Source organism: Gemmatimonadaceae bacterium, assembly GCA_035533755.1.
Taxonomy (GTDB): domain Bacteria; phylum Gemmatimonadota; class Gemmatimonadetes; order Gemmatimonadales; family Gemmatimonadaceae; genus JAGWRI01.
In genome coordinates this window covers 56,789-74,177 of sequence record DATLTC010000089.1, presented here as the reverse complement: position 1 = coordinate 74,177, position 17,389 = coordinate 56,789, and the positions used below count along the sequence as shown (strand labels likewise).

Annotated in this window: 16 protein-coding genes and 1 tRNA gene; all 17 read left to right on the top strand. The window is 71.3% G+C overall.

The genetic code is table 11. The features are described from left to right. The first annotated feature begins 1 nt into the window (after position 1). The 17 genes from VNE60_12615 to mraY all read left to right on the top strand — a co-directional run bounded on the left by VNE60_12615 (position 2) and on the right by mraY (position 17,384). Positions 2–1,621: a DUF4388 domain-containing protein gene (locus VNE60_12615; GenBank protein HVB32364.1), complete on the top strand. Its 1,620-nt coding sequence runs from the start codon at positions 2–4 to the stop codon at positions 1,619–1,621. Then, positions 1,621–2,445 carry a protein-glutamate O-methyltransferase CheR gene (locus VNE60_12610; protein ID HVB32363.1) on the top strand — a complete coding sequence of 275 codons (825 nt, stop codon included), beginning with the start codon at positions 1,621–1,623 and terminating at the stop codon, positions 2,443–2,445. Before VNE60_12615 ends, VNE60_12610 begins: the two co-directional genes overlap by 1 nt. Beyond that, positions 2,442–2,924: a chemotaxis protein CheD gene (locus VNE60_12605; GenBank protein ID HVB32362.1), complete on the top strand. Its 483-nt coding sequence runs from the start codon at positions 2,442–2,444 to the stop codon at positions 2,922–2,924. The genes VNE60_12610 and VNE60_12605 overlap by 4 nt, the downstream gene beginning before the upstream one ends. Beyond that, positions 2,914–3,978 (top strand): chemotaxis response regulator protein-glutamate methylesterase, encoded by a 1,065-nt coding sequence (locus VNE60_12600; GenBank protein HVB32361.1) that lies wholly within the window; start codon positions 2,914–2,916, stop codon positions 3,976–3,978. The genes VNE60_12605 and VNE60_12600 overlap by 11 nt, the downstream gene beginning before the upstream one ends. Further along, a complete protein-coding gene (locus tag VNE60_12595) occupies positions 3,975–4,772 on the top strand; it encodes an AAA family ATPase (protein HVB32360.1) in 798 nt (265 codons plus the stop codon). The genes VNE60_12600 and VNE60_12595 overlap by 4 nt, the downstream gene beginning before the upstream one ends. Next, complete coding sequence (locus VNE60_12590) at positions 4,769–5,458, top strand: chemotaxis protein CheW (GenBank protein HVB32359.1); 690 nt, start codon at positions 4,769–4,771, stop codon at positions 5,456–5,458. The genes VNE60_12595 and VNE60_12590 overlap by 4 nt, the downstream gene beginning before the upstream one ends. Then, positions 5,455–5,937, top strand: a complete 483-nt coding sequence (locus VNE60_12585) for a chemotaxis protein CheW (GenBank protein HVB32358.1) — start codon at positions 5,455–5,457, stop codon at positions 5,935–5,937. Before VNE60_12590 ends, VNE60_12585 begins: the two co-directional genes overlap by 4 nt. Further along, positions 5,930–6,778, top strand: a complete 849-nt coding sequence (locus tag VNE60_12580) for a tetratricopeptide repeat protein (protein HVB32357.1) — start codon at positions 5,930–5,932, stop codon at positions 6,776–6,778. Before VNE60_12585 ends, VNE60_12580 begins: the two co-directional genes overlap by 8 nt. Continuing rightward, on the top strand, positions 6,721–7,761 hold the full coding sequence (locus tag VNE60_12575) for a hypothetical protein (protein HVB32356.1): 1,041 nt from the start codon (positions 6,721–6,723) through the stop codon (positions 7,759–7,761). The genes VNE60_12580 and VNE60_12575 overlap by 58 nt, the downstream gene beginning before the upstream one ends. Before the next feature lie 257 nt (positions 7,762–8,018). Then, a tRNA-Val gene (locus tag VNE60_12570) sits at positions 8,019–8,092 on the top strand. Positions 8,093–8,157: 65 nt separating this feature from the next. Beyond that, complete coding sequence (locus tag VNE60_12565; protein ID HVB32355.1) at positions 8,158–9,876, top strand: tetratricopeptide repeat protein; 1,719 nt, start codon at positions 8,158–8,160, stop codon at positions 9,874–9,876. Positions 9,877–10,009: 133 nt separating this feature from the next. Further along, positions 10,010–10,957 (top strand): 16S rRNA (cytosine(1402)-N(4))-methyltransferase RsmH, encoded by a 948-nt coding sequence (gene rsmH / locus VNE60_12560; GenBank protein HVB32354.1) that lies wholly within the window; start codon positions 10,010–10,012, stop codon positions 10,955–10,957. Further along, positions 10,942–11,250 (top strand): hypothetical protein, encoded by a 309-nt coding sequence (locus VNE60_12555; GenBank protein HVB32353.1) that lies wholly within the window; start codon positions 10,942–10,944, stop codon positions 11,248–11,250. Before rsmH ends, VNE60_12555 begins: the two co-directional genes overlap by 16 nt. Continuing rightward, positions 11,237–13,270, top strand: a complete 2,034-nt coding sequence (locus tag VNE60_12550) for a penicillin-binding protein 2 (protein ID HVB32352.1) — start codon at positions 11,237–11,239, stop codon at positions 13,268–13,270. The genes VNE60_12555 and VNE60_12550 overlap by 14 nt, the downstream gene beginning before the upstream one ends. Further along, a complete protein-coding gene (locus VNE60_12545) occupies positions 13,270–14,736 on the top strand; it encodes a UDP-N-acetylmuramoyl-L-alanyl-D-glutamate--2,6-diaminopimelate ligase (GenBank protein HVB32351.1) in 1,467 nt (488 codons plus the stop codon). Before VNE60_12550 ends, VNE60_12545 begins: the two co-directional genes overlap by 1 nt. After that, positions 14,733–16,136: a UDP-N-acetylmuramoyl-tripeptide--D-alanyl-D-alanine ligase gene (murF, locus tag VNE60_12540; protein HVB32350.1), complete on the top strand. Its 1,404-nt coding sequence runs from the start codon at positions 14,733–14,735 to the stop codon at positions 16,134–16,136. Before VNE60_12545 ends, murF begins: the two co-directional genes overlap by 4 nt. Before the next feature lie 102 nt (positions 16,137–16,238). Continuing rightward, complete coding sequence (mraY, locus tag VNE60_12535; GenBank protein HVB32349.1) at positions 16,239–17,384, top strand: phospho-N-acetylmuramoyl-pentapeptide-transferase; 1,146 nt, start codon at positions 16,239–16,241, stop codon at positions 17,382–17,384. Positions 17,385–17,389: the final 5 nt, after the last annotated feature.

Here is a 17,389-nt window from a genome sequence, read left to right as displayed (position 1 = left end):
CATGGCGATCAAAGGCAGCCTCAAGGAAGCGAGCCTTCCCGACGTGCTCCAGCTCCTCGCGATGGGCAAGAAGACCGGGTGTCTGAGCGTCAACCACCGGTCGAACTTCGGGTACATCTACTTCGACAAGGGACGGATCTCGTACGCGTCGATCGTGAATCGCCGCGACCGGCTGGGCGATCTGCTGGTGAAGAACGGCATCGTCACCGCCGAGCAGCTGCAGGCGGCGATCGATGCCCAGGAGCGGCAGCGCGACCGGCGCATCGGCGAGCTGCTCATGGACATGGGGTATCTGTCGCGCGAGGCACTGCGTCAGCATATCCGCGAGCAGATCGAGGAAGCGGTGTACTTCCTGTTCACGTGGAATCAGGGGACGTTCAACTTCGAAGCCGACGTCCAGCCCGAGGAGCAGGAGTTCCTGGTCTCGATCAACCCCGAGTCGCTGCTGCTCGAAGGCGCGCGCCGGGTGGACGAGTGGACGTTGGTGGAGAAGAAGATCCCGACGTTCGACATCGTGTTCGAGGTGGACCGGCCCAAGCTGCAGAAGGCCGAGGTGGAGCTGACGGCGGAGCAGCGGGCGCTGCTCGAGTTGGTGGACGGGCAGCGCGACGTGCAGCAGATCATCGACGCGTCGGGGATGGGCGAGTTCGATGTGGGCAAGCTGCTGTACGGCCTGGCGACCACGGGATTCCTGCACCGCATCGGCACGTCGAAGGCCGGCGAGCCGCAGGTGTCGGAGGCGCGCGTGCAGGAGCACTACAACCTGGGCGTGGCGTTCTACAAGACGGGGATGTTCGACGAATCGGTGCGCGAATTCCGGCGCGTGATGGATCTGCGGGCCAACGACGCGGCGGCGCGCTTCTACATCGGGCTCGTGCTGCTGCGCCAGGAACGGTGGGCCGACGCGCTGGCCGTGTACGAGGAGGCCACGGCGCGGCCGGGCGTGGCGGCGGCGGTGTACCACAACATGGCCTACGCGCTGGAGCGGCTGGGTCGGTTCGGAGAAGCGCAACGCGCCCTGCACGAGGCGGGCAAGCGGAGCGGCGGCAAGAATGCGCAGATCCAGACGTCGATCGGCGTCGTGGCGCTGCGGGTCGGCGATCTCGCCGCCGCCGACGAAGCGCTCACGGCGGCCCGCCCGCTGTGGGCGGCGCGCCCGCCGTCGCCGGCCTGGTACCACTACGCGGCGCTCACCGCGGCGCTGCTCGGCGATCTGCCGCGCGCGCAGGCAACGCTCGAGGAGGGCGTGGGGGCGCATCCCCACAGCGCCGTGCTGCACAACAACCTGGCCGTGGTGCTGGAGCGCCGGAACGCCGCCGCGCCGGCGCTGGCGGCGCTCGACCGGGCCCTCACCGAGGACCCCGCCGTGCCCCAGATCCACAAGAACCTCGGCGACATGGCCTACCGCGCCGGCCGGTTCGACGACGCGCTCGAGGCGTACCAGCGCGCGGTGAAGGTGGATCCCGAATTGGGCGGCGACGTGTACCTCAAGCTCGGCAACATCCAGTTCCGGCAGCACCACCGCGACGAGGCCGTCAAGTTCTGGGAACGCGCCCTGGCCATCGATCCGTCCAACGCCATCGTGCGCACCAACCTCGACGCCGTCCGGCAGACGCTGTGATGACGGCACTCGAACCCCAGGACGACGGCTTCACCGCGCTGTTGGACAAGATCTCGCGCGAGCGCGGGTTCCGGTGCGCGAGCTACAAGACCACCTGCCTCCGCCGGCGCGTGGCCGTGCGGATGCGGGCCCGCGGCGTGCACGACTATCCGGGCTACGCGCGGGTGCTCGACGCCGACGCCGGCGAGTACGAGCTGCTGCTCGACGCGCTGACGATCAACGTCACCAAGCTGTTCCGGAACCCCGAGGTGTACGAGGCGATCGCCCGCGAGGTGATCCCCGTGCTCTGGGACGGGCCGCAGCCGCGCATCCGCGTGTGGAGCGCCGGCTGCGCGTCGGGGGAGGAGCCGTATTCGCTGGCGGCGCTGTTCCACCGCCACGCCGAGGCGCGGGGCGCGCTCGCCCAGCTATCGCGCGTGGACATCCTCGGCACCGACGTCGACCGGCGGAGCCTCGAGGCGGCGGAGCGCGCCGAATTCGAGGAGCGCGACTTCAGCGACACGCTGCCCGTGTTGCGGGCCCGGTACTTCACGGCCACCGCACCGTTCACGGCGGTGCCGGAGATCCGCCGCCTGGTGCGGTTCAAGGCGCACGACATGCTGCGCGAGGCGCCGCCGCGCCCCGTGAACGACCTCATCGTGTGCCGCAACGCGATCATCTACTTCGACCGGCCGTCGCAGGAGCGGCTGTTCGAAGCCTTTCACGCGGCGCTGGCGCCGGGCGGATTCCTCGTGCTCGGCAAGGTGGAAACGCTGTTCGGGCCGGCTCGGCAGCTGTTCGCGCCTGTGAACGGCCGCGAACGCATCTTCCGGCGGCCTGCATGAGCGATCACCGGGTGGGCGTGGCCGACCTGGCCACCGGCGTCGGCAACGGCACGCTGTCCACGATCGGTCTGGGATCATGCGTGGCGATCGCGCTCTACGACGCCGAGGCGCGCGTGGGCGGGATGGCGCACATCCTCCTCCCCGAGCCGGCGATGTCGCGCGAACAGCACAATCCGGCCCGGTTTCCCGAGACCGCGGTGCCGGCGCTGCTCGAGCGCATGGTGGCCCTCGGCGCCGACGCCGGTCGCGTGGTGGCCAGGATCGCCGGCGGCGCGAGCATGTTCGCCAGCCTCGTGCCGCGCGGCACGGTGACGATCGGGACCCGCAACGTCGAGGCGACGCGGCGCGCCCTGGCCGCGGCCGGCCTTCGCCTGGTGGCCGAGGACGTGGGCGACGAGTACGGCCGCAGCGTGTACCTGCACCTGGGGGACGGCCGCGTCGAGGTGCGGTCGCTGTCGCGGGGCAATCGTGACCTCTAAGCCGTCGGTGCTCGTGGTGGACGACAGCGCCTTCATGCGCCGCATGGTGTCGGAGCTGATCACGGCGTCGGGCGAGTTCACGGTGATCGGCACGGCGCGCAACGGGCACGAGGCCATCGAGCGCGTGCACGCGCTCAATCCCGACCTCGTGACGCTGGACATCGAGATGCCGGAGATGGACGGCGTCCAGGTGCTGGGCTACATCATGAGCGAGTGCCCGCGTCCGGTGGTCATGCTGAGCGCGGCCGAGACCGTGGACGGGCAGGACGCCACGCTGCGCGCGCTCGAACTGGGCGCGGTGGACTTCGTGCACAAGCCGTCGGGGCCGATCAGCCTCGATCTGGCGGTGGTGGCCGAACGGTTGGTGGGCGCGCTGCGCACCGCCCGCGAGGCGAATCTGGGAGGGCTCGGGATGCTGGCCCCGCATCGCGAACCGCCCCGGCGCGCCTCGGGTCGCCTGCCGCACAGTCCGGCGCGCGCCGTGGCCATCGCCAGCTCCACGGGCGGACCGCGCGCGCTGGGCGAGGTGATGCCGAGCCTGCCGCGAACGCTCGATGCGGCGGTGTTCATCGTGCAGCACATGCCCGCCGGCTTCACCAGGAGCCTGGCCAAGCGCCTCGACGCGATGGGGCCGCTGCCGGTGCACGAGGCGGAGCAGGGGCAGGTGGTGGAGAGCGGCCACGTGTACGTGGCGCCGGGCGGGCACCACATGCGGGTGGTGGACGGCGCCGAGCCGACGATCGCGTTGCTCGATTCGGCGCCGGTGTGGGGGGTGCGGCCGTCGGCCGACCCGCTGTTCCACTCGGTGGCCGAGCTGTTCGGGCCGCGGGCGGTGGGCGTGGTGCTCACCGGCATGGGGCGCGACGGCGCCGACGGGTTGCGCGCCATCCGCGACGCCGGGGGCCGCGCCGTGGTGCAGGACCGCGCGACGTCGACGATCTACGGCATGCCGCAGGCGGCGCTGCAGCAGGCCGGCGCCGACCGCGTGGCGCCGCTGGGCGGCGTGGCGGCGGCGATCGTGGAGCAGCTCGACGCCATGAGCGAAGCAATATGATCGACGAGCATTGGGGCCTGCTCCGCAAGCCGTTCGCGAACACGCCCGACCCGGCGTTCGTATATCACTCGCCGGTGTTCGACGAGGGCTTCGCGCGCCTGCTCTACGACGTGACCGATCTGCGCGGCGGCCTGTCGCTGGTGACGGGGGAGATCGGGTGCGGCAAGACGATGCTCGTCGAGGCGCTGCGCGAGCGGCTGGCCGGCACGGCGTTCGACCCGTGGATCCTGCCGTATCCGCGGCTCACCGGCGCCCAGCTGCTGCAACTCCTCGCCGCGTCGGCCGGCCTCGCGCGGGCGCCGCGCAGCAAGCCGGCCCTGGTGGAGGCGCTGCGGCGGCGGTTCGGCGAGCTGCACGCCGGCGGGCGGCGGCCCGTGATCATCGTGGACGAAGCCCAGCTCGCCAGCCCGACCCTGCTCGAGGAACTGCGGCTGCTCACCAACTTCGAGGACCGCACAGAGAAGCACCTGCACGTGGTCCTGTTGGGACAGCCCGAGTTGCGGGAACGGATCGTGAAGCGTCCGCAGATCGACCAGCGCGTGAGCCTCCGCTTCCACCTCGACCCGCTCGACGACGACGACGTGCGCGAGTACGTGCGGCACCGGCTGCGCGTGGCCGGCGCGGCCCATGAGGTGTTCACCCCCGACGCCATGGCGGCGCTGGCGGTACGGAGCGGCGGCGTGCCGCGCCTGGTGAACAACCTGGCCATGCAGGCCCTGTTCGTGGGGGCGATGCGCGGACTGCCGCGGGTGGACGCGGCGCTGATACACGACGTGGCGGACGACCGACAATGAAGAAGCAACCGAGGATCAGTTATCGCGACTGGCTCGCCCGTGGGCCCGATGCGCCGAGCGACGAGGCGCCTTCGGTGCCCGTGGAGCCCGTGGAGCCCGTGGAGCCCGTGTACGCCGAGGCGCCCGCCGTCTCGGCCGACGTCCCCGTGGAGGCGCCGGCTCCGCTAGTGGAAGCGGCGGACGCGCGCCCCGACCCCGAGCCGGAACTCGCCGCGGCCGACCCGACGCCGGGCGCGGATCCGGCCGTCGAGGAGGCGCGGGACTTTCTGGTGTTCCGCGTGGGACGCGAACTGTTCGCCCTCCTCCTCGACCGGGTGGAGGAGGCGATCGACGTGGAGAGCGTGCAGCGGCTGCCCGAGATGAGCGAGACGATGCTCGGGGTGATCGCCTACCGCTCCGGCCTGGTGCCGCTGTACGGGCCGTCGCGTCCGCTCGGCGCGGTGCTCGACGCGGCGCCGCGCGCGGCGCTGATCCTTGCCACGCCGGAGGGGCGCTCGGCCCTCGCCGTGGACGACGTGGACGACGTGCTCACGCTGGGCCGCGAGGCGGTGCGCCGCTCGCCCGTGGAGTTGGGCGACGGCGTGATGGTGGGCATTGCCCGGCGCGGGGCCGATCTCATCGGCGTGCTCGACGCCGACGCCCTCGTGGCCGCGTTCCGAAGAGAACCAGTTCTGGAGATCGCATGATCAAACCTCGCGACGCCAAGATCGTGTCGTTCCGATTGGGGAACGACTACTTCGCGGCCGACATCTTTTCCGTGGAGCGCGTGCTGCGCTATCAGCCGCCGACCGCGGTGCCCAACGTGCCCGAGTGGATCGTGGGCGTGCTCGAATATCAGGACCGGGTGCTGCCGGTGGTGAGTCTGCGGCGCCGGTTCCAGCTCCCGTGGGCCGACCCGACGTCCGAGACGCGCATTCTGGTGCTCAAGTCGGGCGCCGAGTGGGTGGGGATGGTGGTCGACGCCGTGCTCGAGGTCACGAGCTTCACCGACGCGCAGCTGTCGCCGCCGCCGACGCTGTTCCGCGGACTCGCCGGCGAGTATCTGCGCGGCATCGTCCGGCTGGGCGACCGGTTGCTGGTGTATCTCGACGTGGATCGATTGCTCTCGTCCGACGAACGGCTGGCGCTGGAGCGGGTGGCCGAGGAGGCGCTGCCGAATGGCTGATCGGACTCTGGACGACCACCGGGCCCGGTACGCGGCGCTCGAGGCGCGGCTCGACGCGCCCTCGGCGGCCACCGAACGGGACGCGCTCAAGACCGAGATCGTGGCCCTGTTCAAGACGGTGGAACAGGAGGTGGCCGAGCTGGCGCAGCTCAAGGACGAGATCAGGACGCTGGTGGACAAGTGGAAGAGCCTGGTGGCCAGTCAGTCGCTGGCCCCCGAGTTCAGCGCCGCGCGGCCGGTGGTGCACGCCGATCACATCGGGGCGTCGACGTTCATCGAGAAGGGGTGGAGCCGGTTGTCGCTGGGCGATTACGACGGCGCCGAGGCGGCGCTGCACAAGGCGATCGAGCTGTCGCCCAACGACCCGCAGTCGGAGGCGTTGCTCGGCTGGGCGCAGATGCTGCAGGAGAAGTACGACGACGCGCTGATGATGTTCCAGAAGGTGTTGATGCGCGAGCCGACGAATGCGCTGGCGCGCATCAACGTGGGCTACATCTGCCTGAAGAAGGGGATCTTCGGCGAGGCGATCGAGCACCTGTCCAAGGCGATCCGGCTGGACAACGACAAGAAGGCCACGCTGTACGCGCACTTCTATCTCGGGCTCGTGTATCTGGAGCGGGACATGTTCGAGGACGCGCAGACGTTCTTCCAGAAGACGATCGCGCTGGGGCCCAATCTGATCGAGGCGCACTACGAGCTGGGGCGGGCGTACTGGTTCAACGGGCAGCGGGACGAGGCGATGGAGGCGTGGCGCGGCGGGTTCGCGCAGAACAAGTTCAATCCATGGGGCAAGCGCTGCGCGGACGTGTTGAAGACGGTCGAGGAGGGGGGCGAGCCGTAGCAGTTCGCGGCGCGTGGCGGGCCCTGCGCGCGGCCGCGTTCGCGCTGCTCTGGCCCTGGCCGGCGGGTGCGCAGGCGGGCGCGCCGCTGCGCCTCGACGCCGGCCGGTTCACCGTCGTGGCGTATCCGAGCGACGCCACGCTCGCCCACGCGATCCTCGCGGCCTCGCAGGCGCACGACACCTTTCCCGGGCTGCCGCGCCCCCGCGAGCATGTGCTGATCGCGATCGCCCCCGACTTCACGCGATTCCGGGACTGGGTGGGGCCGCTGGCGCCGGAGTGGGGCGCGGCCCTGGCGTTTCCCGATCAGCGGCGGATCGTGCTGCAGGGCAGCCGCGCCGGGTCCGGGGCCGGCAATCCGCTGGAGGTGGTGCGCCACGAACTGGCGCACCTCGCGCTGCACGAATATCTGGGCGACATCGTCCCGCGCTGGTTCGACGAGGGCTACGCGAGCTACGCGGCCCACGAGGAGAACCGGGACGACGCGATCGCGGCGAACCTGGCGCTGGCGCTCGAAGGGGTGCCGACGTTCGACGCGCTCGAACGCGACTTCTCCGGCGGTGCGACCACGGCGCAGGCCGCCTACGCGCTCTCGGCCAGCGCCGTGGCCGACATGGCGGCCATCGATCCGCGCCACGGGCTGGCCCACGTCCTCGCGGCGTGGCGCGCGACGGGCTCGCTGGACAAGGCGCTGCGGCGGGCCGACGGGACGACGCTCGACGGATTCGAGGCCGAGTGGCGGGCCCGCACGCGGCGCCGGTACGGCGCGTTGGCGTTGATGGAGGACCTGACGGTGCTCGGGCTGGTGGTGCTGGTGTTCGTGCTGCCGCTCTGGATCGCCCGGCGGCGGCGCGATCGCGCCCGGCTGGCGGCGATGGTGGCGGCCGACGTCGCCACCGATCGGGCGGCGCGGGAGGGCGTGCTGGCGGAACTGCTCGGCCTCCCGCCGACGCCCCCCGACGAGGAGCCGGACGACCGTTCGTAAACGCACGCCGCGGTTGGGGTTGCCTTGACACTCGATTTGGCGGTCTCTAGTCTTCTCGTTTATGGCAGAAACCGACGCTTCGACCCGTTCTCGCAGTCTCCTCTGGTGGGGAATCGCGCTCGTGACCATCGCCGCCGGCTACGCGGATCTCGCGCGCGGCGGCGACACCATCGCACCGATCCTCCTCGTCGTCGGCTACTGTGTGCTCGTTCCGCTGGCCATACTCAAGTAAATCTCGGGGCGTCGGCGTTCTCTCGGGGCGAATAGCTCAGCTGGTTAGAGCGCCTGCCTTACACGCAGGATGTCGGGGGTTCGAGTCCCTCTTCGCCCACTCGGGGCTGGGGAACTACGGTCCGTCGCGGTTGGTATGACTCAAACAGTTCGGAGGAGCGGAAAGTGAAGGCATTGCAGCGCCACGCAGTGGTGGTCGTCGTCAGCGTCGCGGTGGTGGCCGGTGCGCCCGCGCGCGCCGTCGCCCAGTATACCCGCAATCTCGGCCCCGGGCCGGACACGCCGCATCTCCTCATCGGAACCTGCCAGAGCACCAATCGCCAACTCGGCATCGACGCCGCCGCCGCGTTGCGCGACCGCATCCAGAATGAGAACAATGTGCGCGACCTGTACGTCGTGCCGAACAAGACCGTGAACGAGGCGCTCACCGCGTCGGGCTACTCGGCCGATTCCGCGCTCAGCACGTCCGACCTCGGCGCGCTCGGCAAGATGGTGCACGCCGACGAGATCCTCGATTGCAGCGTGTCCCAGACGTCGTCTGGCGTGCACGAAGAGGTGCGCATGCTGCTGGCCAACGACGTCACCCAGGCGCAGCCGCTCCCGGTCGTGGACGCCAAGGATGTGGGCGCGGCGGCGGCGCAGGTCGAGCGTGAGCACACGGCGGCTCGCAAGCAGCTCGACGGCAACAAGGACTGCCGCAATTCACTCCGCGACGGCAAGCCGGCCGACGCCGCCAAGCGCGCGCTCGACGCGATTCGCGCCTACCCGCAGGCCACGCTCGCGCGGCTGTGCCTGGCCTCGGCGTACGCCGACTCCAGTCTGCACTATCCGCCCGATTCGGTCCTCGCCGTGACCGGCGCGATCATGAACATCGATCCGCAGAACGTCTTCGCCTTGCGCATCGCGCTCGGCGCCTACGATCGCAAGAACGACCAGGACGGCGTGATCCAGACGCTGCTCAAGCTGTACAAGCTGCAGCCGCAGGATCAGTCGCTCGCCACCCGGATCGTCGATGCGCTGGCGGCGTCGCCCGATCCGGCCAAGGCGCTGCCGATCCTGGACGACATGCTCAAGCAGAATCCGGGCGACCCGAACATGCTCGCCCAGAAGTGGAAGCTCCAGGCCTTGCTCAAGGACTTCCCGGGCGCGCTCATCACCGGCGAGCAGATGGTGCGCGCCGATACGGCCCTGGCCGACAGCGCGTACTACCATCGCCAGATCGCGATGGCCACGACCGACACCAACTGGGCCAAGGTGGCGGAGTACGCGGCCGACGGACAGAAGAAGTTCCCCAAGGATCCGCAGTTCCCGTACCTGGGCGGCGTGGCGCTCCGCAACGTCAAGCAGCTCCCGGCCGCCGCGGCCTCGTTCCGCCAGGCGCTGGCGCTCGATCCCAAGAATTCCAACGCCCAGCTCTACCTGGCGCAGACGTACTCGGATCTGGGGCAGACCGACAGCGTGGTGGCGATCGCCGACGCGGCGCTCGCGGCCGGCGGCAACAAGGACGTCTGGGGGCCGATGCTGCTCAAGCCGGCGCAGGATGCGTTCACGGCCGCGCAGGCCGACTCGACGAACGCCATCGCCAACTACACCAAGGCATACAAGTACGCGATGCACGCCGACAGCCTGGCGCCGTCCAAGTACACCAAGTTTTTCGCCGCGGTCTCGGCGTTCCAGATCGGGACCGATACCTACCGGCGGGCGACCGCCCAGAAGAGCTGCGATCTCTCCAAGCAGGCCAACGACCTGTTCACGACCGTGCAGCTCGATCTGCCCGAGGGCGGGTCGGTGTCGCCGCAGTCGGCGGCCAGCATCCTGCAGTATCTGCCGCAGTTGCTCGACGCGACGGGCAAGATGGTGAAGTTCTATTGCAAGGGAAAATGACCGAGCCTGCGGTCCCCGCGCGATGCGAAGCCCGCCGGCAGCCGCCGGCGGGCTTCGTCGCTTGTGGGGGGCGCCCGCTGTGTGTTGCTTTCTCCCCGTGCCGTCCGATGCCGAACGCCGTGCCATCGCTGACATGACCGCCGCGACCGACGACGCGCCGCTGGCGTGGGCGAGCGCGTTCCATGCGCCCGTGCTCGCGCGCGAGGTGGTGGCGCTGCTGGCGGGCGCCGGGCGCGTGCTCGACGGGACGCTGGGCGGCGGGGGACACACCGAGGCCCTGCTCGACGCGGGCGCGCACGTCACCGCGGTGGACCGCGATCCCGACGCGATCGCCGCGGCGGGCGCGCGGCTGGTCCGGTTCCTCGCCACGGGGCGGCTGCGGCTCGTGCTCGGCAACTACGCCGAGCTCGACGACACCGCGATCGGCGGCGAGCGCTTTGACGGCATCCTGCTCGACCTCGGCATCTCGTCGCATCAGGTGGACGCCACGGCGCGCGGGTTCAGCTTTCGCGAGGGCGCGCCGCTCGACATGCGCATGGGGCCGGACGCGCGGCTCGACGCCGCGGCCTTTCTCAACACGGCCGACGAGGGCGAGTTGGCGTGGGTGTTCAGGGAGTACGGCGACGAGCGACGCGCCATTCGTCTGGCGCGCGAGGTGGTGCGGCGGCGCGGGAACCGGCCGTTCGCCACGAGCGACGACTTCGTGGGCGCGATCCGCGCCACCCTCGGCCCGCGGAGCGGGCCCGCGGAGTTCGCGCGACTGTTCCAGGCGGTGCGCATCGCGATCAACGAGGAACTGGCGGGGCTGGAGCGGGCGCTGCCGGCGCTGCGCGATCGGCTGGCGCCGGGCGGGGTGTTCGCCGTGATCTCGTACCACTCCGGCGAGGACCGGATCGTGAAGCACGCCTTCCGCGACTGGAGCACGGCCTGCACCTGCCCGCCGCGCCAGCCGGTGTGCACGTGTGGAGGCCGGGCGCTGGGAACGCTGGTCACGAAGCGCGCCGTGCAGGCCACGCCGGCCGAGCTCGACGTCAACCCTCGCTCGCGCAGCGCGCGGCTCCGGGCATGGCGCGCCGCGTGAACCGCCCGTGGGGCGCCCGGGCGATCGTCGCCGCCGTGCTGGTGGGTTTCGTTTTGGTGGCCATGGGCGTCATTGCACGGAGGAGCTACGGGATTGGCCAGCAGCGAACGCTCCGCACCCTCGAGCGCCAGCGCGATGCGCTCCGGGCCGAGCGGATTCGCCTGCGCGGCGAGATCCGCGATTCCTCGAGCCTCGCGCGGCTGGCGCCCATTCTCCAGCGCATGAACATGCACATTCCCGCCGACAGTACGGTCATCGACATCCCGCGGCCGCGCCCGCATGATCAAGAGTAGCCGCATCGGCATCATCCACCTCTCGCTCGCCCTCTTCGCCGTGATGGTGATCGGCCAGGCGGCGCGGGTGCAGTTGGTGCAGGGCAAGGCATGGGCCGACCAGGCGCGCAGCCAGCACTTCACGCAGCGCGACGTGCCGGCGCTGCGGGGCGAGATCCTGGACGCGGCCGGCCACACGCTGGCCGAGAGCCGCGACATGGTGACGCTGTCGATCGCGCCGCGCGAGGTGCTGCAGCGCCGCGCCATGGCCAACGCGCTCGTGCGCGCCGGCGTCGACGGCCGCTGGATCGCGCGCGCCACCGACACGACGCGCAAGTGGGTGGTGATTCCGGGGCACTTCCGGGCGATGGACGTGGCCCTGCTCACGGCGATGCGCGGCGTGTACACCGATCCGGTGGCCGACCGCGTGTATCCCGGCTCCGACGCCACGCGTCGCATCGTGGGCCGCGTGGACGCCGACGGCAAGCCGCTCGACGGCATCGAGCTGGCGCTGGACAGCCTGCTGCGCGGCCGGGACGGCGCCGCGGCGATGGTGCGCGACGGCTCGGGGCGCAGCTACGCGTCGCCCACGCAGCCCGGCGTGGCCCCCCGCGAGGGGAACACGGTGGTGCTCACGCTCAACTCGGATCTGCAGCAGATCGCCGAGCGCGCGCTGGACGACGCGGTGGCGAAGATGGGCGCGCAGGGCGGCGACATCGTGATCCTCGATCCGGCCACGGGCGACGTGCTGGCCATGGCCAGTCGCCGGCTCGATCCCCGGTCCACGTCGGCCACCGCGCTCACCGAACCGTTCGAGCCCGGGTCGACGATGAAGCCGATCATCGCCTCGGCGCTCCTGGCCCGCGGGCTCGTGAAGCCCACCGACATGATCCAGACCTTCGGCGGCCAACTCACGATCAACGGCCGCACGGTGCACGACGACCAGGAGGGCGCGCCGGAGCCCGCCGAGCTGTCGCTGGCCGATGTCATCCGGCGATCCAGCAACGTGGGCATCATCCAGTTCGCCGAGCGGCTCACGCCTGGGCAGGAATACCAGGCGTTGCGCGACTTCGGGTTCGGCACGCCGACCGAGGTGGCGTATCCCTCGGAGTCCAACGGCACGCTGCGCCCGCCCGGAGATTGGTCGGCGCAGTCGGCCAATTCGATGGCCATGGGCTACGAGATCGCCGTGACCCCGATGCAACTCGCGGTGGCGTACGCCGCCATCGCCAACGGCGGCGAGCTGCTGCAGCCGGCGCTCGTGAAGGAGATCCGCAGCCCCGGCGGACGGGTGCTGTACCGCCACACGCGCACCGTGGTGCGCCGCGTCATGCAACCCGCCGTGGCCGCCCAGGTGCGCCAGATGCTCCTCGGCGTGGTGCAGGACGGCACGGCGGTGCAGGCCGATCTGGCCACCTATCTGCTGGGCGGCAAGACGGGCACGCCGCGCCGCACCGTGAACGGCCGCTATGTGCCGCTGGCGTACACGCCGAACTTCGTGGGGCTCTTTCCGGGTGAAGCACCGCAGTTCGTGATCGTCGTGAAGCTGGACAGCCCGCAGGGGGTGTACTACAGCGCCAGTACCGCGGCGCCGCTCACCAAGACGATCCTCCAGGCGGCGCTCGCGGCGCGCGACGCGGCGCTCGATCGCGGCGCGCTCATGGAGGACGTCATCAAGCGGCCGCCGGACAGCGCCGGGGTGGGGGCGCGGGTCGCGTCGGGCGGCACGAGCCCGGCGCCGACGGACACGGCCGTGCTGGCCGAGTCGGTGGCCGCGCGCGCGGCCGCGGCGGCGGACCTCGCCGCGCTGCCGGCCACGGTCACCATCGCGCTGCCGGCCCCTCCGGCCCCGGCCGCCGTATCGTTGCCGCCGCGCCCGGTGCCCGATGTGGCCGGCCTTCCGCTGCGCGACGCCGTGCTCTCGCTGCACCAAGCGGGGTTCCGCGTGCGGCTGGTGCGCGGCGCGCCGATGCAGACGTGGCCGGCGGCGGGCGCGATGGCGGCCGCCGGATCGATGGTCCAACTCCGATACGACTTCTGATGGCCATCGAGACGCGTGAGATCGTGGGCGCGCTGCGCGCGGCGGGGCTGCTGCTGGAGACGCGGGGCGCGCTGCCGCCCACGGTCACCGGCATCGGCGACGACAGCCGCATGGTGCGCGCCGGCGGACTGTTCGTGGCGGTGCGCGGGTCGCTGCGCGACGGGCACGACTTCCTGGGGGCGGCGGCGGCGGCGGGCGCCGCGGCGGCGATCGTCGAAGACGCGGCGCGCACCGCGCTGCCGGCGATCGTCGTGCGCGAAGGACGGCGAGCCACCGCCGTGGCGGCGGCGGCGGCGTACGGATGGCCGGCGCGGTCGCTGCAGGTGCTGGGCGTGACGGGCACCAACGGCAAGACGACCACGGTGAACATGCTGCGCCACCTGCTCGACGAGCCGGCGGCGCGGAGCGCGTCGATCGGAACGCTCGGCGTGCTCGTGGGCAGTGAGGGCGCGGTGCTGCCGGGCGGATCGGGGCTGACGACGCCGGGGCCGGTGGAGCTGCAGCGGGTGTTCCGCGCGCTCGTCGACGCGGGCGGGCGCACGGTGGCGATGGAGATGTCGTCGCACGCGCTGGATCAGCGGCGCGCCGAAGGCGTGGCGTTCGCCGCGGCGGTGTTCACCAATCTCACGCGCGATCATCTGGACTACCATCAGACGATGGACGCGTACTTCCGCGCCAAGGCGCGTCTGCTGGAGCAGTTGGTGTCCGGCGGCACGGTGGCGGTAAACGCCGACGATCCGGCGTGGCGGGCGTTGCCGGCGGTGGGGCGGCGTCTCCGGTTCGGCGTCGCATCGCCCGAGGCCGAGGTGCGCGCCGAGGAGGTGGTGCTGGGACCGTCGGGTAGCGCGTGGACGCTCGTCATGGGCGGAGAACGTCATCGCCTCCTGCTTCCGCTGATCGGGGATTTCAACATCTCCAACGCGCTCGGCGCGGCCACCGCGGCGTGGGGGATGGGGCACGCGCCGGCCGCCATCGCCGAGCGGCTCGCGTCGCTGCCGCAGGTGCCGGGCCGTCTGGAGCGGATCGCGGAACGGCCGGCGGTGTTGCGCGACTACGCCCACACGCCGGACGCGCTCGCCCGGGCGCTGGATGCTCTCCGCCCGTTCACGCGCGGCCGGCTGATCTGCGTGTTCGGGGCGGGCGGCGACCGCGACCGCGGCAAGCGTCCGCTCATGGGTGCGGTGGCCGCCGACAAGGCCGACGTGGTGGTGGTCACCAGCGACAATCCGCGCACCGAGGATCCCGAGAAGATCATCGACGACGTCGTGGCCGGCATCGCGCGCACCGATTACCTTCGCATGGCCGACCGCCGGGACGCGATCGCGCGCGCGTTGGAGCTGGCCGCGCCCGACGATCTGGTGCTCCTCGCCGGCAAGGGGCACGAGACGTATCAGGTGATCGGCACCACGAACGTTCCATTCGACGAGAAGCAGATCGTGCACGACGTACTGGATCGGGCGGTATGAGTATCGATGTGCGCGCTCCGGAGCGGCGGGAGCCGCCGGCGTCGGCGCCGGTCTTCTGGACGCGGGACCGCGTGGCCCGGGCGCTGGGCGTCGGGCCGCGCGGCAACGGAGCGTTCGGCCGAGTGTGGACCGACACGCGAACCGTTCAGCGCGGGGATCTGTTCGTGGCGCTGTCGGGCGAACGCTTCGACGCGCACGATTTTCTGGCCCAGGCGGTGGCGGCGGGGGCGGGCGGCGTCGTCGTCTCGCGTCCCGAGCGCGCGGCGAACCTCGGGGTGCCGGTGTACGTGGTGGCGCACACGGGGCGCGCGTTGGCCGCTCTGGGGCGCTTCCGGCGACGCGTGTGGAACGGCCCCGTGGTGGCGGTGGTCGGATCGAACGGCAAGACGACCACCAAGGAGCTGCTGCGGGCCGCGCTGGGGGCGCGACTCGAAGTGCACGCCTCGGCGGCCAACTTCAACAACCTCGTGGGCGTGCCGCTCACGCTGCTGGCCATTCCCGACCACGCGGACATCGCGGTGGTGGAGATGGGGACCAACCAGCCGGGCGAGATCGCGGCGCTCCGGGCGGCGGCCGAGCCCGACATCGTGGTGGTGACGTCGATCGGCGAGGAGCACCTGGAGGGGTTGGGCGATCTGGCCGGCGTGATGCGCGAGGAGCTGTCGGCCTGCGACGGCGTGCGATTGGCGGTGGTGCCGGCCTCGCAGCCCGAGGTGGCCGCGGCGGCGGCGGGCCGCGCCGGCCGCGTGCTGACGGCGGGACTGGACGCCGGCGAGTTCAAGCCGGAGCGGTGGCTCGTGGAGGCCGGCGGGCAGGGCGTGCTGTGGGTGGCCGGGGTGGAGGTTCGCCCGCCGGCGCGTGGGGCGCACACCCTGCGCAACGCGATGCTCGCCCTCGCGGTGGCCGATGCGTGCGGGGTGTCGATGGACGACGCGGCCCGGGGCATGGCGATGGCCGAGATGCCGGCGATGCGCGGCGCCGTGGACGCGGTGGGGGCGGCGCTCCTGATCAACGACGCCTACAACGCCAACCCGGAGTCCACGCTCGCCGCGCTGCAACTGCTGGCGCAGGCGGGGGAGGGGCGCCAGCGGGTGGCCGTGCTGGGGTCGATGCTCGAGATGGGCGGGCATTCGGCGCGGGTGCACGACGCCGTGGCGCGGGCCGCGCTGGCTTCGCCGGTGGAACTCCTGGTGGGGATCGGCGAGTTCGCGGACGCATTCGGTCGTGCCGGAGCGCCGGTCTCGCGCGTCATCACTGCGCCGGACGCGGCGTCGGCATGGTCGGCGCTCGCGCCTCGACTCGAACCCAACGCGGCGATCCTGCTCAAGGGCTCGCGCGGCGTGCGGTTGGAGCGACTGGTGCCGGTCGTGGCGCAGTGGGCCGGTGCGGAAAGCCGGTAGGACGGTAGGGCGGTAGGGCGGTAGGACGTCCGGACTCACTGTCGCGCTGCGTGTTGCTCATGGTCTCACCGCCTCATTCTCTCACCGTTTGCCCAAGCATCCGTGCTCTATCATTTTCTGGTCCCGCTGGTCAGGCAGTTCAAGGTCCTGAACCTGTTCACCTACATCACCTTCCGGGCGGCCGGCGCGGCGGTGACCGCGCTGGTGCTGGCGTTCATCGCCGGGCCGGTGATCATCCGCCGGCTGCGCGGCGGCGCCGTGACGCAGGGCGTGAGAGACGGGACGCCCGACACGCACGTGGGCAAGGGAGACACGCCCACGATGGGGGGGCTGATCATCCTGTTCGCGACGATCGCGTCCACAATGCTCTGGGCGCGGTTGGGCAGCCGCTACATCTGGCTGGCGCTGGCGGTCACCGCCAGCATGGGAACGATCGGGCTCGTGGACGACGTGCTCAAGCTGCGGCAGAAGCGCGCCGGCCGGAAGAACGAAGGGCTCGTGGAGCGCTACAAGCTGGCGGGGCAGGTGACGATCGGGCTGCTGCTCGGATGGTACGTGTGGCAGTATCCGCTGGCGCCCGATCTGCCGGGCGCGTCCACCACGCTGCCGTTCTTCAAGTATCTGCTGGTGGTGCCGATCTCGGCGGCGTTCGCCTGGGTATACGTGCTGTTCACGACGTTCGTGCTCACCGGGGTGAGCAACGCGGTGAACCTCACCGACGGGCTGGACGGGCTGGCGGCGGGGCTGGGGGCGATCGCGTTCGCCACCTTCGCCGTGTTCGCCTACGTGATCGGACGCGTGGACACGAGCCATTATCTGGGGGTGTTCTACCTGCGCGATTCCGGGGAACTGACCGTCTTCTGCACGGCCGTGGTGGGCGCGCTGATGGGTTTCCTCTGGTTCAACACGCACCCCGCCGAGATCTTCATGGGCGACACCGGTTCGCTGGCGCTGGGCGGCGGGCTGGGCGCGGTGGCGATCCTGCTCAAGTCCGAGTTCCTGCTCGTATTCGTGGGTGGAGTGTTCATGTGCGAGACGCTGTCGGTGATGATGCAGCGCGCCGTGTTCAAGTACCGCCGGCGGCGGTACGGCATCGAGTACGCCAAGGCGCACCGCGTCTTCCTGCGCGCGCCCATCCATCACCATTTCGAAATGAAGGGGTGGCCGGAGACGCAGGTCGTGGTGCGGTTCTGGATCCTGGGACTGCTCTGCGCGTTTCTCGCGCTGGCCACGCTCAAGGTTCGGTGAACGCG

Excerpts from the sequence above, each read along its gene's own strand:
- VNE60_12550 (HVB32352.1), top strand. The coding sequence starts at position 11,237 with ATGATCAAGAGTAGCCGCATCGGCATCATCCACCTCTCGCTCGCCCTC.
- VNE60_12575 (HVB32356.1), top strand. The coding sequence starts at position 6,721 with ATGGGGCAAGCGCTGCGCGGACGTGTTGAAGACGGTCGAGGAGGGGGG.
- rsmH (HVB32354.1), top strand. The coding sequence starts at position 10,010 with ATGACCGCCGCGACCGACGACGCGCCGCTGGCGTGGGCGAGCGCGTTC.
- VNE60_12605 (HVB32362.1), top strand. The coding sequence starts at position 2,442 with ATGAGCGATCACCGGGTGGGCGTGGCCGACCTGGCCACCGGCGTCGGC.
- VNE60_12595 (HVB32360.1), top strand. The coding sequence starts at position 3,975 with ATGATCGACGAGCATTGGGGCCTGCTCCGCAAGCCGTTCGCGAACACG.
- VNE60_12610 (HVB32363.1), top strand. The coding sequence starts at position 1,621 with ATGACGGCACTCGAACCCCAGGACGACGGCTTCACCGCGCTGTTGGAC.
- VNE60_12585 (HVB32358.1), top strand. The coding sequence starts at position 5,455 with ATGATCAAACCTCGCGACGCCAAGATCGTGTCGTTCCGATTGGGGAAC.
- VNE60_12545 (HVB32351.1), top strand. The coding sequence starts at position 13,270 with ATGGCCATCGAGACGCGTGAGATCGTGGGCGCGCTGCGCGCGGCGGGG.
- VNE60_12555 (HVB32353.1), top strand. The coding sequence starts at position 10,942 with ATGGCGCGCCGCGTGAACCGCCCGTGGGGCGCCCGGGCGATCGTCGCC.
- VNE60_12590 (HVB32359.1), top strand. The coding sequence starts at position 4,769 with ATGAAGAAGCAACCGAGGATCAGTTATCGCGACTGGCTCGCCCGTGGG.
- murF (HVB32350.1), top strand. The coding sequence starts at position 14,733 with ATGAGTATCGATGTGCGCGCTCCGGAGCGGCGGGAGCCGCCGGCGTCG.
- VNE60_12615 (HVB32364.1), top strand. The coding sequence starts at position 2 with ATGGCGATCAAAGGCAGCCTCAAGGAAGCGAGCCTTCCCGACGTGCTC.
- VNE60_12580 (HVB32357.1), top strand. The coding sequence starts at position 5,930 with ATGGCTGATCGGACTCTGGACGACCACCGGGCCCGGTACGCGGCGCTC.